Origin of the sequence: Lewinella sp. LCG006 (genome assembly GCF_040784935.1) — a bacterium.
In the GTDB taxonomy this organism is placed as follows: domain Bacteria; phylum Bacteroidota; class Bacteroidia; order Chitinophagales; family Saprospiraceae; genus Lewinella.
In genome coordinates, this window is sequence record NZ_CP160680.1 from 1,624,778 (window position 1) to 1,640,468 (window position 15,691).

Genomic DNA, 15,691 nt, shown 5'->3' on the forward strand with positions numbered 1-15,691 from the left:
GAGGGTATAAAAATAAGGTGATTCAATTTAGGTTCAACACTAAATTGGTGTTTTTTTCAGAAAAACATATGGGTACTAACAGCATGTCTCCAATAGCCTATTGCTGCTAGTGGTCTTAGCGACGATTGAATCGCCGCGCATCCCCTGTCCGTTGGCCAGGCGTGCTTTACGACTTTCGTTATGCCTACCTAAACAATTTCTCTACCTTACTGATCGCCTCGGGCAAGGTAAAGACAATCACTTTATCGTTGACTTCAAGCTGAAAATCACCGTCGGGGAAAAGGCTTTCTTCACCGCGAATTACGCCACCAATCAATGCGGCTTCGGGGAAGTGAAGTTCCCGTAATGGCTTCCGGGTAAGTTGGTTGGGTTTGTGTACGATAAACTCAATGACCTCTGCGTCTACACCGTGCAGACTGGTAATGGCCTCTACTTTCCCCTGGCGAACAAAACGAAAGATGTTATTGGCCGCTATCAATTTTTTATTGATCAGGGTATCTACCCCGATATTTTGTGAAATATGGACGTATTCTTTGTTTTCTACCTGGGCGATGGTTTTGTACACCCCATGGTTTTTGGCCGTAAGGCTCGCAATGATATTGGTTTCGGAATTACCCGTCAGTGCAATAAAGGCGTCCATGTTATCCAGGCCTTCTTCTACCAGAAGATTTACATTACTGAAATCGCCATTGATGATGAGTGTCTCTGTAAGGGTTTCCGAAAATGTTTTACAACATTCCTTGTTGTTAGCGATCAAAGTGACGTTGTAATCTTTTTCCAAAAGCTGGGCAGTAGCGCGGCTAAGTTCTGAACCGCCCATAATCATGATCTTACGAACATCTACTTTTCTACAATCGATAAATTTCCGTAGATCATCGATTCTTGATTTTGCGGTAATAAAATAAACGTGGTCATTGACCCGCAAGATGGTTTCACCACGAGGAATAATCGTCCGATGCCCTCTTAGTACGGCTATGGGGCGCAGATCGATTTCCTTGGCACGATCCGGCAAATCTTTAAGGCGGATGTTTATCAAAGGAGATGACTCGTCCAAAGTCACGCCCACCAGACTGATACGGCCTTCCTCAAACTCGAAAATATCCGTAAAGTAGGCCTGCTTGACCAGTCGACGGATTTCCTCGGCGGCTAGATAAACCGGAGAGATAAGGTTATCAACGCCCAGCTCCGCAAAGGTTTGTCGCTGTGATTCTGCGAGGTATTCTTCGTTGTTTACCCGAGCTATCGTCTGCCGGGCACCCATCTTTTTTGCGAGGATGCAGACAATAAGGTTCGTCTTTTCAGACGTCGTAACGGCCAATACCATATTGGCATTACCTACTTCGGCCTGTTTTAAAACATCAATGGAGCCACAATCCCCCTTGATGGTCAACACATCTAGATGGCTGGAGGCATAGTCCAATACTTCTTGATCCAAATCGATCAGTGTGATGTCCTGGTTTTCGTAAGATAGCAACTCTGCTAGGTGAAAACCAACGTCTCCTGCTCCGGCAATTATTATTTTCATGTCGCAAATTTACTGCATAAATTCAAGGAAATAAGGAGAATATTGGTAACAACTGTCACATTTCTACCTCGAAATACGTTATTTTATGCGGAACCTATTAACACCCCCACTAAATGTCTATCCCCATGAAGATTTTAATGGTTTGCTTAGGTAATATCTGCCGTAGCCCCCTAGCAGAAGGAATTTTACAAAACAAGGTCAAACAGCAACAGCTCGACTGGTGGGTCGATTCTGCTGGTACGGGTGCATATCATGTCGGCGAACAGCCTGATCCTCGCTCTCGGGCAGTTGCCCAAAAACATGGCATCGATATCAATATGCAGCGAGCCCGCCAATTTACTGCTGCAGATTTGGAAAAATTTGATTTTATCTTTGCGATGGATCGTAGCAATTACCGCAATATTTTAGCCTTGGCAACGACACCAAAACAGAAGGAAAAAGTTCACCTTATCCTCGAATTCACCGGGGCTGCTGAGCAAAATGTCCCCGATCCCTACTGGGATGATAATGGCTTCGAACAGGTTTACCAAATGCTGGATAAAGCTTGTAGCCGATTGTTGAAAATAGTGGAAGAGAAAGTGAGCTAGAAAACCTCCCCTTCGGGTTACCTTTACGTCGCATTTGCAATAGACTTGTTCGTCCGGGGGGCTTTGGTAGGAAGACGCCGCTATCTTTTGTTCCCGCAAGCGAGCAAAGTGGGAACATAGCCTTACAGGGTGACCGGGAATAGGATTAGTTTAAGGCATAGAAAAATGTTATCATGTGTAACTATGGCGAAATTTAAGAATTATGAAATCGGGTCTGATCACTCAGTGATGATTGATTTAAGCCAACATCTTCCTTCCGAGCACCTAAGCAAGCAGATGGAGAGGATAATATCCAGCTTAGATACAAGTGCCATTGAGGCAACATATAGTGGTCTTGGACAAAATGCTTTGCATCCTAAATTACTGCTCAGTATCATTTTTTATGGATATGCCGTAGGCATTCGGAGCGGTCGGAAGTTAGCCAAAGCCTGTGAGGAAAACCTTGGCTTCATTTATTTGAGTAAAAACTATGGTCCTCAAAAGAGTTGCATCAATGATTTTCGTAGAGATAACTATCTGCATTTTGGAGATCTTTTCGTCCAAGTACTAAAAAAGTGTCAGGAATTTGGTTTGGGGGATGCCACTTTTAGTATTGTGGATGGTAGCAAAGAGGAATCCAATAGCTCCAAGGGTCGGACAAAAACGGCAGCACAATATGAAAAATGGCAACAGGTACTCTTGGATGATATTGCCTCATTAGAAAAAGAGCCTTCTGATGAGGGATCTCAAAAAAAAAATAGTAGCGAACAAACGCCTGTACAAAAAAATCAGTGATGCCATTGAGGTCATGAAAACCGATGAGTCCAAAAAGACGATGAACTTAACCGATCCGGATGCCCCGATCATGAAAGGTAAAAAAGGAAACTTTGATACGAATTATAATATCCAGGTAGCCTGTAGTGAAGATCAAATTATCTCCTATAATAATGTGGTCTTAGATGGCAATGATAAAGCACAACTGATCCCTGCTCTTCAAGGCATTCAAGCCAACACTGGTCAACAGGTCCAGGTTGTCCTAGCCGATGCTGACTTTGGCACTTTCGACAGTTTTGAATACATGGACACCAACAACATCTGTGGATACGTCCCTTACCGAGACATGAATGCCACTTTTGAAAATCAACCTTTTAATAGTGTTCATTTTGACTATGACGATCAACGAGATGTATACACTTGCCCGGCTAAGCACACCCTATCGTTCAAAAGCATTAAAATAGACCGGACTCGTAATAAAGAATATCGCCAATATCGCACGACGGCGTGTAAAAACTGCCCTTTCAAAGATGAATGTACTCCTAAGAGGTCTCCTTATCGTACGATCTTAAGAGAAGTAAGACAAGCATTAAGAGACCAAATGAAGCAGCGATTAAATATCCCAGAAGGCAAAAAGATGTATAACCGACGACTACACCCCATTGAAGCCATTTTTGGCCATTTGAAATACAATCTGGGATATACTCGGTTTTTACTCCGGGGCCTGGAAAAAGTAAAAGCGGAATTTACGTTGATGTGCTTGGCCAATAACTTACGTAAATTGGCCAAGTACCTCCTTTTTCCATCAATTTGGACAGTAAAGGCCATATTTTGGCTTCTCAAGGCACAAAACATCTTGTTTAACCCGATTTTTCAAAGAACTTGGCCGGAACCAATGGATCAATTCGCAGGAGTTACACTTGCTTATTTATCCTCATGTATTCCCAAATCCTATTCCCGGTCACCCTGCTTAGCTACGTGACCAATTTGGTTGCGAAGTGGGAGCGGAAGAGAGCAAGTCAGCCCCCAAATGTTCCCGGCCGAACAAGTCTAATAAACATCAAAAAAATATGCGACCATCTTACATCTTTCTCTTGTTTTTCGCTGCCTTATGCGCCAACCGTCTATTTGCTCAAGAGGCACCTATGGTCTATCCCTTCGCTTACCAAAACCAATGGGGTATTGTGCAGGAGGATCGGGTAGTTGTGATGACGCCTCAGTTGGATAGTATCGGCTTTTTTTTCAATCCTGAACCATCGAAAAGATATGCCCTTGCCCTTGATGATCAAAAATATGGGCTCCTCAATGCTGATGGTAGTTGGTTGGCAAAACCTAAATTGGACAGTATTGGCGACATTGAGTATTACGCCACTAGCACCCATTGGGCGGTAAGTAAGGGTAAGTTTGGTCTACTTTCTACCAAGGCCAAAAAAGCGAAGTGGCTGGTCAAGCCAACATTCACCACCGTGACCGAATTTGAGGGTCGAAAAGTAGCCTTAGCGAGCGTCGCCATTGATGGTCGTTGGGGAGTGATCAATGGCGACGGCATACTTATCGCCCCCTGTATTTACGAGGAGGTAAAATTGCTGGATGATTATTCTGGCTACCCAGATTATAAACTGACCCTAAACGGTGAGCATAGTTATATTGACGCATTTGGAGTAGCCCTCTCACCAGAAAGAATAAAGGAAATAGAAGACGACCTGGAAATGTGGGGGGATGATATCGTTTTTGAAGACCAAAGCATTGACGAAAGTACCAGCCGACCACGGTTTCAGATCAACCAACAAAAAAATCCTAACGGCGGCACTGATATTATTCTGACAAAAAATGGTAGCGAAACCGAGCGGGTGAATGTACCCGATGGATATTCTATCCAGGAAACTAAGCTAAACGAAAATTATGGCAATGCAGCACTGGGCTACATTCTGGTAAAAAAAGAAAACAAATATGGTTTCTGGGCCTCTAATGGCACACTTGCAAGCCCCCCCATATACGACCAGATCAACTGGGTGAGCTCTAACCGTTACGGACAATTGGCGTACCTTCACAAAGGGGAAAAAGTAGGCCTCGCCAATTATCGGGGTGATCAAATTTTCCCTGCGGCGTTTACCAGCATTACGGAATTCAACCATCGTTTCCGACTTGTCCATCCCGATGGCTACCTTGGCTACGGTGATGAAAATGGTAAAATCTTCCTTCCTCAAAACGTTGACATCACCGAATAACAAAACCAAATCATTTATCTTGGTTCGTGTACAAATAACACATTAATTCCTACCTTAGAGCCTTGGCGAAATTTTTGATGGAATTAATACAAATTACCTATGTTTTTCAACTCGCAAGGCAAAGCCGAAGTTACCTACGACGCCATTGTTGTAGGCTCGGGAATTAGTGGTGGCTGGGCCGCCAAGGAGCTCAGTGAAAAGGGCTTAAAAACTTTAGTACTGGAACGTGGGCGTAACGTACGACACGGGGAGTACCCAACTGCTGGCAATGATCCTTGGGATTACGAAGGTGGCGAACGGGTGCCCCCTGAAGAAATAGAAGAACACTACGCTAAACAAAATCGTACGGGCTATACCATTCAGCAGTCGCGTAAACATTTTTTCGTAAAGGACAGTGAGCACCCCTACAGTGAAGTGAAACGCTTCGACTGGATGCGTGGTTACCATGCCGGTGGCCGTTCACTGATGTGGGGTCGCCAAAGCTACCGCCTTAGTGATCTGGATTTTACGGCCAACCTTCGTGACGGTATTGCGGTCGACTGGCCTATTCGGTACGCCGATTTAGCGCCTTGGTACCACTACGCGGAAACATTCGCTGGCATTAGTGGCCAGGCCGAGGGCCTAGCTCACCTTCCTGATGGCAACTTTTTACCCCCCATGGAGCTCAACTGCGTGGAAAAAGAGTTGAAAAAGAGTATTGCAGCCAATTTTGATGGGCGTTTGCTCACCATTGGTCGTACGGCTCACCTGACCGAGCCCAACCCCGCTATTCACGGCACCCGTGGCAAGTGCCAATCTCGGAATCGTTGTATGCGAGGCTGTCCCTTTGGTGCCTATTTTAGCAGTAATGCTGCTACCTTACCTGCTGCTGAAGCCACTGGCAATATGACACTACGCCCGCATTCCGTTGTCCATTCCATCATCATGGATAAGGATACGGGTAAGGCCGCAGGTGTGAGGGTCATTGACGGTGAAACGGGCGAACAACACGAATTTTTCGCCAAAATTGTTTTCCTCTGCGCTTCTGCGCTTGGGAGTACCTTTATCTTAATGAACACCCAGACCGAGGATATGCCCGATGGACTGGGCAGTAGTAGCGGACAGCTAGGCCGCAACCTCATGGACCACCATTTCAAGGTTGGTGCTCAAGGCCGTTATGATGGATTTGAAGACATGTATTACAAAGGTCGCCGCCCCAATGGCTTTTACATTCCACGCTTCCGGAACCTTGACGATGCCAGTAAGCGCAGTGATTATATTCGCGGCTTTGGTTATCAGGGAGCGGCGAGCCGCGAGAACTGGATGCGTGGCGTAAAAGAAATGGAAATGACCGTAGGGGCTGATTTTAAAGATGCACTCATCCAGCCTGGTCCCTGGCAGTTGGGAATGAATGGTTTCGGAGAATGTTTGCCTTATGAAGACAACCGGGTCTACATTAATCACGATGTCAAAGATATTCATGGTCTCCCTACCCTAACGATGGATGCGGAGTTCAAGGACAATGAAATGGCGATGCGTAAAGACATGGCCGCCAGTGCAGCAGAAATGCTGGAAGCAGCTGGTTTCAAAGACATTGAGATGTATGACGAGGGTTCTTACCCCGGCCTCGGCATCCACGAAATGGGTACTGCCCGGATGGGGCGTGATCCTAAAACCAGTGTCCTCAACAAGTGGAACCAGGTTTGGGACGCTCCCAATGTTTTCGTTACCGATGGTGCTGCGATGACTTCAGCAGGTTGCCAGAATCCTTCGCTCACTTATATGGCACTTACTGCCAGAGCAGCTGATTACGCTGTGAATGAGCTGAAGAAAATGAATCTTTAAATCAATTTAAAACCTAACATTATGGATCGCAGAGCTATCCTTAAATATACGGCCTACGTGACAGGCTACGCCATTACGGCACCACTTACCAGTGCCTTTCTGAGTGGTTGTAAAGCAGAACCTACGGCACCGGATTATGTGCCCGTCTATTTCTCAGAAGTAACTTACCAAAATCTGGTAGCCGTGGTAGATACCATGCTGCCCGCAACAAGCACACCTGGTGCGGTGGAGATTGGCGTTCCTGCATTCATGGACCTTGTCGTAGGGAAATACACCGAGGAAGAAGACCGCCTGAAAATGATGAATGGCTTTGAAAGCTGGTTGACGACCGTACAAAACAACGCGGGTAACCCCTACCACGCCCTGCCTGCCGAAGAGCAATTGAAACTACTCAACGCCCTAGACCAGGAAGCGATCGCTACCGCTGAAAGCCTGGAAGGCAAAATATTGAGCGAGGATGAAATGAAAGCACTTCAACCGTGGTGGTTAGACATGAAAGCTCTGGCGATCAATGGTTACTTTGCTTCTGAAAAAATTGGAACGGAAGTCTTGGCTTATGACCCCGTTCCCGGGCCTTACCAAGGTTGCATTCCACTCAGCAATGTGGGAAAAACCTGGAGTTTATAAACAAAGACAGCGCTTTGCTCCCATTCAGGGTGCAAAGCGCTGCTAGAAAAAAGAGGCAGCGCCACCACAGCACTACCTCAGCCCTAACCAAATAAAACCAAATTATATCGTTGAAAAGACTTTATGTCCTTTCTGATTGATAAACAAATATAGCAACTTATTGTACAAAATACAATTACTCCAGATTCACCACCTCTCTTCTTTTTACGATCCATAAAAACCCATCTCGATGATTACATTTCTGCCTCCAATCGTAAAGGCTCGAGCTCCAGCAGCGATCATCCTCCGCTCAAGCAGTCATTTTAAACAAGAAAAAAGACATTTCGTCAAATAAAATTTTGTTAGCTAAACAATTGCAAAATATTTCTCTAAATTCAGCACAATACTAGCAACAACTAATAATCAGCGCCTTAGGACGTATCTCTGCTAATACACTCATTTTTCTACTATTCCAAAAAGATGAAAACAAAGTCAATTTTTTTAGGATTATTATTCTTTGCCGCAACATCACCTTTGTTGATCGCTCAAGAGCAACAACAAGAAGAGGATGCACGGACAATTCGTGAAATTTATGATAAAGCCCTTACCGAAAGCTCATGCTACCAATGGCTTTATCACCTCACCAAAGAAGTTGGCGGCCGTTTGGCCGGTTCACCCCAATCAGCAGCAGCAGTTGCTTATGGGCAACACATCCTGGATACGCTGGGCATGGACTCCGTTTATCTTCAAGCCTGTACCGTTCCCACCTGGATCAGAGGAGAAGCAGAACAAGTAAGGATCGTTAATTCTCAACAGATTGGCACCCAGGAGCTTCACGCCCTGGCTTTAGGGCACAGTATAGGGACGGGGCCGGATGGCTTGGTCGCGGGAGTTATTGAAGTACAAAGTCTCGATGAGCTCGAAAAATTAGGGCGCGCAAAGCTTGAAGGTAAAATCGTTTTCTACAACCGCCCAATGGATCCTACCCAAATGAATACCTTTGCCGCTTATGGAGGTGCTGTAGATCAACGTGGAATTGGAGCATCAAAAGCCTCAGAATACGGTGCGGTAGCAACACTTGTACGCTCTATGACAACCCGCCTTGATGACATTCCACATACCGGAGCGATGGGCTATCAGGAAGGCGTCACACCCATTCCGGCCTTTGCCATTAGCACCAATGACGCCGAGTTGTTGAGTCGGTTACTGAAAAAAGAAGAGGTCAAAGTTTTTGTCCGCTCTACTTGCGAGCGTACACCCCCAGCTACTTCCTACAATGTCATTGGTGAAATTCGGGGAAGCACTCACCCGGAAGAGATCATTCTTATTGGTGGTCACCTCGACTCCTGGGATGTAGGGGAAGGTGCCCACGATGACGGAGCCGGTTGTGTGCACGCTATGGAGGTCATTGAGCTACTCAAAAAAATGAATTACCAACCTCAGCGAACGATCCGTTGTGTGCTTTTCATGAACGAAGAAAGCGGACTGGGTGGTGCACGTGCCTACTGGCAAGCTTCTAATGATGCTGGCGAATACCACATGGCTGCTCTTGAATCTGATCGAGGAGGCTTTACCCCTAGAGGGTTTACTTTCGATGCAGACGACAAGGTGTTTACCACAAAGTTCCAGCAGGTATACGAATGGTTGCCCCTTCTAGAACCCTATGGTCTCGGTTTGAAAAAAGGTGGCGGTGGAGCAGACATCTCTGGTCTCAAAATTCAACAAGGCTTACTCATCGGGTATGAGCCCGACTCCCAACGTTATTTTGATTATCACCATACGGCGATTGACACCTTCGAGGCCGTCAATAAGCGGGAACTGGAATTGGGCGCAGCGTCCATTACTGCGCTGGTTTACTTACTGGACAAATATGGGTTGAAGTAGACAGCGGCGGCGGAGACTCAAACCAATAGATTGGTTAACTGGTCTTTTGGTGGGGAAATAGTTCCTGGGGCACCTCGCACCAATAGATTGGTTAAATAGTCTTTTGGTGGAAAAATAGTACCTGGGCACCTCGCACCAAAAGACGGGTTAACTAGTCTTTATGCTAAAAAGCAGATGGGTAAACCAAAAGACGGGTTAAACGGTTGGAGTAGCAAGCAATAATTACTAAACTTGCAGCACTAAAACGCCCCAGTAATGACCGAGCACATAAAACTTCACGACCTTACTTTCAAGCCTTACTTGACGGAGGAAGCCATCCAGCAAAGGGTAGCGGAGATAGGCAAGTTGCTAAGCGAGGAGTATGCTGGCCGAAAACCAGTCTTCATGGTCATGTTGAAAGGTGCTTTTGTTTTCGCCACGGATCTCATTCGTCTCTTTGAAGGTCCTGCCGAGGTGAGCTTTGTCCGAACCCAATCTTACATCGGCACAGAAACGACCCAGGATGTAAAAATCATCCTCGGCCCTACGCCCGAAGAGGTGCAAGGCCGGGATATCATTATCGTAGAAGATATTGTGGACAGTGGCCACACGATGAATCGTTTCCTCCCCATTCTGGAAGCCCAACAACCTCGGTCGATCAGCTTGGTCACCCTCTTGGTGAAACCAGATATGCTACAAAAAGAAGTCAAGATTGATCACGTAGGATTCTCCATTCCGCCGAAGTTTGTCGTTGGGTATGGGCTGGATTACAATGGGTTGGGGAGAAATCTTAGAGCGATCTATCAGTTGGCGGAGGAGGTTTAGCTCCGCCACGCATATCTATCAAAGTGCAAAACAAGCCCTACTCCAACATAAGCTGAGCCAAATTCAGCAGCTTCTTTTGAAAGCCATCGGCATCATCTTGTTTTGAAGAAGCTTCCAGGTTGAGCTCAATTTTTTCTCCAAAACGACTACGAAGCTGGTAATAATACTGCCCTTGTTGTTGAAAGGTACCAAAAACAGCCTGGCTGCCCAGCCCTTTTACCTCCTGATAAGTATAGCCTTGCTCTCCTTCCGTGAGCAACTGCTGCATACTGCGGCTCAGGACTCCGTTGGCCTGTGATTTTTCACTTTTCCATGCTAGTCTTACCAGCGCAGTTTCCCCTGTTGGGATGAAATAATTACAGACAGAAACCTTGCGATCTTTAAAACTCATCATCGTCTGAGCAGTCACTTCAGCGGCTGTCCATCCCATGACCTTGGCCATCGTTGCTGCCGAAACTTGCTCACAAGCATCTATGAGCTTGGGCTCTTCGATCTGGCTGGTAGCTTCTACCACATTGCTTTGGATAGCTTCTGCGGAAGTTTCGGTTCCTTCCTCTTTAGGTTGGCTACAGGAAAACATTACGATCAAGAAAAAAAAGGAGAACAGTAATTTCATTTTCAGTTTTTATTTAAAGTTTAATTCAATCAACTCCGCGTCCACACCAACTCAGGCACTTCCTCTTCCTCGGTGATGATGCCCGCACTGCGCAGCGAATAAAGGACACTCTTCAGCATCTTGTTACTGACCCAGCCGTGGATGGCCCATTCGGTGCTGTGGTACCAACGGATCGCATTTTCAAGGGTGATGCCGTAGCGTTCGCTGACCAAGGTTGTGACCTGCTCATTGTGCATAAAACTATCGCAGGCATCATGGATAGTGCGTAGCAACCGGACAATATTGTCAGGCTGTTCTTCCAGGATTTTGTCCGTAGCAGCAATCACAAAACAAGGCCAAGGGGTAAGAAACTCTCCAATTCGCTTCAATTGGCCCGATTTCACGTAAGGTTTGGTCGTATATTTTTCCCAATAGAAAACATCGGTTTCTTTTTTAGCAAGCGACTCCAAAGCGCCATCCAGGTTGCGTATTACCTGAAATTGCTCTTTCTCAATCTGCTCTTCTTTGCTATTAGCATCCACGATAGCCATCAGGTGAGACCCCGAACCAAAGCGGCTGATCGCGTATTTTTTATCGAAAATGTCACGATAATCATCCAGTGGATTATCCGCAGCAGTATGCACTCCCCAAGTAAGCGGAGAGATCACGTAATTACTGATGATCTTGCTAGGGTTACCGTGAATGATAGCCTTGATAATCCCCTCGGTAAGCAGAATACACACATCTACCTCACCGTTTTTCAAGGCTTCCGTCATCTGTCCGGTGCCTCCTTTGTAGGTGGTCCATTCTACCTGGATGCCTCGCTTGCTGAAGTCACCGTTTTCTATCGCTAAATGGATGGGAAGGTTGAAGTGCTCGGGTACTCCACCGATCCGAATTGTATTTTCCTTCATTTGGTAAAGTTAGTAGAAATCTTTTTTCTACTATCCCCTTGAGTATAAAGTTTCCTACTCGAGAACAGTGCTGCTAATCAAAGAAGAAGAAATAAGTCTGAGCCGGCGCAACTTTTTCTTTTTAGGCGAGTCTTTTTTACCAGACAAGGCGCGAGGAGGAGGAGCTTTTTTGAGGATTCGCCGCAACGCTCTGTATAATCGATGTCGGCGCGTTTAACAATTATTGCCCGTGCGCACACACGTGTGAGAGATTTTTGTACCTTCTTGACCGAAGTTCGACAAAATTATCACCACGACAAACAGTTCCTTTCGATGTCCCGTTTTCTCCCCGAAGTACGCTATTGTCAAGATACCTACACGCTCGCTACCTCATGCATGCGTGCGAATTTTCATTCTTTTTGTGCATAAGTTTGATCTATTTCTTTCTCCCACAAAACACCCCAGATGAAAACATTTTTACTCGTTTTAACGCTAGTCATAGCCAACAATCTTTCCGCTACAACCTTCGCGGCTAAAGCCAATATTTCTGGTCGAATTGTAGATGCAGATGGTGGATTTCCCCTGGAATTTGCTACAATTTCAGCCTTTGATAGTGAGGAAATCTTAGTTACTGGTGAAAGTACAGATAGTACCGGAAGGTTTTTACTTCGTTTGCCTAAGGGCCAGTACAAGCTGCGGATTGAGTTTATAGGTTATTCAGCATTAGATACTATGATTTTGGTAAGTAAGGATTTGGACATTGGAGACATTAAATTATCCTCAAGTGCAATAGCCCTTGAAGAAGCAACGGTAACAGCTGAACGTAGTAGACTTACCCTAAAACTTGACAAGCAAATTTTTGATGTTGGCGCAGACATTATTTCTCAAGGAGGAACAGCCAATGAAGTGCTCGATAATGTCCCCATGATCAATGTATCACCAGATGGTGTCGTTAGCCTGCGAGGCAATTCCAGCGTCAAGGTGCTTATTAATGGCAAACCAAGTGCCTTGGCCGACAATAATGCACTCCAAGGTATCCCTGCGGCCAACATCGCCAAAGTCGAAATTATTAGCAGCCCTTCAGCACGTTATGAAGCTTCGGGTACAGCAGGGATCATCAATATTATCCTTAAAGATGATAGTGCAAAAAATGGGGGTGGCCAAGTAAGTGCTTCTGTCGGCATTCCTGTTGATTATCGGCTCAATGGTAGTTTTTCACGAAGCGAAAACAAATGGACTTATTTTGGTAATGCAGGCCTCCGCTATTCTAATTATTTCAGTATCGGAGAGGCCGAGCGAATCAGCCTTTTGCCGAGCGGTACTCAAATATTACGCGAAGACTTAGACCAGGATCGTAACGATAGAGCCGGACATGGATTTGGAGGAGTTGATTTTCGCCCGACTGACAAAACTACCTTTAGTGCCAGTTATTCTATTTACCACCAAACGAACGATGATTTATCTGAGGTGAATTATAATTACTTTGATGGTTCTGAAAACTTGGAGCGTGATTGGCTACAGAGCTACGATTATCTTGAACCAGAGACTTATCACCAAATCGAAGCGTCTTATGCGCAAGATTTTTCAAAAGAAGGCACGAAGCTTTTTATACTTTTCCAGAATGATTTTTGGAAGAATGACGAACAAGAATTAACGATCATCAGCGAACGTTTTCCTTTGACCACCGAGGCACTAAGGCTGCGAACTCGCAACATTGAAAGTAGTAATGACTACCTCTTGCAAGGCGACTATGAGCAAAAATTAGGATCTAACGGAAAATTGGAAATTGGCCTACGTGGCGAGAGTCGCATTATTTCTAGCGATTACCTTGCCGAGGAAAAACAAGGTAGTGAATTCCAGGTCTATCGAGGTCTTGAAAATCTAGTCGATTATTACGAACGGATAGCAGCGGGCTATGCCCAGTATGCATTTGAAAAAGATGCTTGGGGTATTCAGGTTGGTTTGCGTAGCGAATACACCAATGTAAGGGTAGAAGATACAAAATCAGAAACAGAAGATATTAAAAAGTCCTATAACTGGATCTTTCCTTCCGCTACGGTAAGTTATAAATTTTCAACAAAATTGAATGCCAGCCTAGGATATAGCAAGCGAATTCAACGTCCAAGATTTTCACAATTAAATCCCTTTGGAGGTATTGAAAACCCCAATGAGCTAAGATTTGGAAATGCAGATTTAAATCCAAGCTTTAGAGATCATATCGAATTGAAAGTTCTTTACAATAGTGATAAATTGACCCTTTCGCCCTATCTAACTGCCCATTTCATTGATGGATTTTACGATACTCAGGTACTGCAAGACAGCAGCGGACTGGTTACCTATTTCCCTATAAACCTGGATCAAGAGCGTATCCTGGAAGCTGGACTCATCCTTACTTACGAACCTTTTAAAGGATGGCAATTTAATGGCGAAACCCGGGTAGCAGAGTTTAAGCAAAGGGGGTTTTATGAAGGAGTTGATTATGGTAACTCCTTTCAGACTTTTAGTGCTGAATTAGGACTTCGTGGAAAATTGCCAAAAGATTTTCGTATCCAGACTACGTTTTATTACTACGGAGGGCAACGTTATTTACAATCTTACCAAGACCCATTATACGGTATAAATGCCGGCTTGAGTAGAAATTTTTTAAGCGACCGATTACAAGTGACCCTTAATGTACGCAACCTATTCGCACTGTCCGTATATAAAGGTGGTGCTACGCTTCCTGCTTTTACGAATACCTATGCACGACAGTGGCAAGGTCAGCGAATAGGATTGACAGTTGCCTGGGATATCGGTGCCGATGTTCGGGTAAGACGCGCAAGGGGAAGTATAAGGTAACGCGAGGAATTTGTATCAATAGATTCTCTTGTTATTCCATATTTTCTTAACCCCGTCAGCTGTCATTTTTACTTGTTTGATGGTACCATCTTGATTAAATTCCATTTTGTCGATACAAGTTACCCGATGATCACGCCCTTCATTTGGAATAGGTCGTCTGTGATAAATAATATACCAATTATCCGTATTTGGGGTATTAATTACGGAATGATGTCCCGCTCCTGTAGCAATATTTTCATCCGATTGTAGAATTGTTCCAATTCTTTTAAAAGGGCCTGTCACTTCTTCAGCCATTGCGTAAGCCACTTTATAGGTGTCATTCCCCCAATCACCCTCAGACCACATAAAATAGTAGGTATCTTTTCTACGAAACATAAAGGAACCTTCTACATACCCTTCAGGGGTAATTTCTTTAAATAATCCACCGTCATCCCAAGGGATAAACCCTGTAAAATCATCGTTAAGAATGGTGATATTGCAATGCCCCCAGCCTCCATAGAACATATAATATTTGTTATCAATGTCTTTAAATACAAACTGATCAATGGGTTGTGCACCATTATGAAACTCCCCTATCAGTGGTTTTCCAAGATAGTCTTTGAATGTTCCCGAAGGAGCATCTGCCACAGCTATTCCAATACCTCCATGATGATTAATTGTATTGTTTTCATTCCAGTAGGGGCCTCCTGATTTTTGAACATCATTTGCTGAAAAGAACAAATAATATTTATCATCTTTTTCTATAATGGATGGTGCCCAAAGCGCTTGTTTTGCCCATTTAATTATAGAGGTGTCCAAAATATGAGCATGTTTTTTCCAAGAAATCAAATCTTTTGAAGAGAATGCATCGAAAAATACCTGGTTTTCATATTTAGCTGAATAGGTAGGAAACACCCAATACTCATCCTTAAAAACAACGCCCTCTGGATCGGCATACCAACCAGAAAATATCGGATTCCCAGAATATGCTAAATTTTTATCTTGTAGCTTTTTAGGCAGACAAGAGGAAACGATAATGACTATAGTTATAAGTGTTAATGACTGTATTTTCATATAATCTGTTTTATGTTGATTGAATCACCTCCTTTGCCAACAATGGCTCCTGCAGGTGAAAAGGACCGCTTTTTATCTTATGCAAGGCCTCGTCAATATCT

At 44.6% G+C, this 15,691-nt stretch carries 13 protein-coding genes; 9 read left to right on the forward strand and 4 right to left on the reverse strand.

The window, feature by feature from the left end:
• Window positions 1–184: 184 nt before the first annotated feature.
• The gene (trkA, locus tag AB0L18_RS05415) at window positions 185–1,525 is read right to left on the reverse strand and encodes a Trk system potassium transporter TrkA (RefSeq protein WP_367391560.1); all 1,341 of its coding nucleotides are present in this window, start codon (window positions 1,523–1,525) and stop codon (window positions 185–187) included.
• Between the two features lie 125 nt (window positions 1,526–1,650).
• Here trkA and AB0L18_RS05420 point away from each other — a divergent pair, with 125 nt between their 5' ends.
• From AB0L18_RS05420 to hpt, 8 genes are all read left to right on the forward strand, one after another.
• Entirely contained in the window at window positions 1,651–2,112 is a 462-nt protein-coding gene (locus AB0L18_RS05420; protein ID WP_367391561.1) for a low molecular weight protein-tyrosine-phosphatase, read from the forward strand.
• A gap of 183 nt (window positions 2,113–2,295) precedes the next feature.
• Window positions 2,296–2,886, forward strand: coding sequence for a transposase (locus AB0L18_RS05425; RefSeq protein WP_367390268.1), 591 nt, complete (start codon window positions 2,296–2,298; stop codon window positions 2,884–2,886).
• Window positions 2,828–3,847, forward strand: coding sequence for a transposase (locus tag AB0L18_RS05430; RefSeq protein ID WP_367391562.1), 1,020 nt, complete (start codon window positions 2,828–2,830; stop codon window positions 3,845–3,847). The genes AB0L18_RS05425 and AB0L18_RS05430 overlap by 59 nt, the downstream gene beginning before the upstream one ends.
• Before the next feature lie 88 nt (window positions 3,848–3,935).
• Window positions 3,936–5,093 (forward strand): WG repeat-containing protein, encoded by a 1,158-nt coding sequence (locus AB0L18_RS05435; protein ID WP_367391563.1) that lies wholly within the window; start codon window positions 3,936–3,938, stop codon window positions 5,091–5,093.
• A 99-nt stretch (window positions 5,094–5,192) separates the two neighbouring features.
• The gene (locus tag AB0L18_RS05440) at window positions 5,193–6,917 is read left to right on the forward strand and encodes a GMC oxidoreductase (RefSeq protein WP_367391564.1); all 1,725 of its coding nucleotides are present in this window, start codon (window positions 5,193–5,195) and stop codon (window positions 6,915–6,917) included.
• 21 nt (window positions 6,918–6,938) lie between these two features.
• Window positions 6,939–7,544 (forward strand): gluconate 2-dehydrogenase subunit 3 family protein, encoded by a 606-nt coding sequence (locus AB0L18_RS05445; protein WP_367391565.1) that lies wholly within the window; start codon window positions 6,939–6,941, stop codon window positions 7,542–7,544.
• A 459-nt stretch (window positions 7,545–8,003) separates the two neighbouring features.
• Window positions 8,004–9,407, forward strand: a complete 1,404-nt coding sequence (locus AB0L18_RS05450; protein ID WP_367391566.1) for a M20/M25/M40 family metallo-hydrolase — start codon at window positions 8,004–8,006, stop codon at window positions 9,405–9,407.
• Window positions 9,408–9,662: 255 nt separating this feature from the next.
• Window positions 9,663–10,211 (forward strand): hypoxanthine phosphoribosyltransferase, encoded by a 549-nt coding sequence (gene hpt, locus AB0L18_RS05455; protein ID WP_367391567.1) that lies wholly within the window; start codon window positions 9,663–9,665, stop codon window positions 10,209–10,211.
• A 37-nt stretch (window positions 10,212–10,248) separates the two neighbouring features.
• Here hpt and AB0L18_RS05460 read toward each other — a convergent pair whose 3' ends face one another.
• Together AB0L18_RS05460 and AB0L18_RS05465 are read right to left on the reverse strand one after the other, a co-directional pair.
• On the reverse strand, window positions 10,249–10,827 hold the full coding sequence (locus AB0L18_RS05460) for a hypothetical protein (protein ID WP_367391568.1): 579 nt from the start codon (window positions 10,825–10,827) through the stop codon (window positions 10,249–10,251).
• A gap of 29 nt (window positions 10,828–10,856) precedes the next feature.
• Window positions 10,857–11,720 carry a substrate-binding domain-containing protein gene (locus AB0L18_RS05465; RefSeq protein WP_367391569.1) on the reverse strand — a complete coding sequence of 288 codons (864 nt, stop codon included), beginning with the start codon at window positions 11,718–11,720 and terminating at the stop codon, window positions 10,857–10,859.
• 444 nt (window positions 11,721–12,164) lie between these two features.
• Between AB0L18_RS05465 and AB0L18_RS05470 the strand changes: the two genes are divergently transcribed.
• Window positions 12,165–14,537: a TonB-dependent receptor gene (locus tag AB0L18_RS05470; RefSeq protein ID WP_367391570.1), complete on the forward strand. Its 2,373-nt coding sequence runs from the start codon at window positions 12,165–12,167 to the stop codon at window positions 14,535–14,537.
• A 15-nt stretch (window positions 14,538–14,552) separates the two neighbouring features.
• Here AB0L18_RS05470 and AB0L18_RS05475 read toward each other — a convergent pair whose 3' ends face one another.
• Window positions 14,553–15,590 carry a glycoside hydrolase family 43 protein gene (locus AB0L18_RS05475; RefSeq protein WP_367391571.1) on the reverse strand — a complete coding sequence of 346 codons (1,038 nt, stop codon included), beginning with the start codon at window positions 15,588–15,590 and terminating at the stop codon, window positions 14,553–14,555.
• Window positions 15,591–15,691 lie beyond the last annotated feature (101 nt).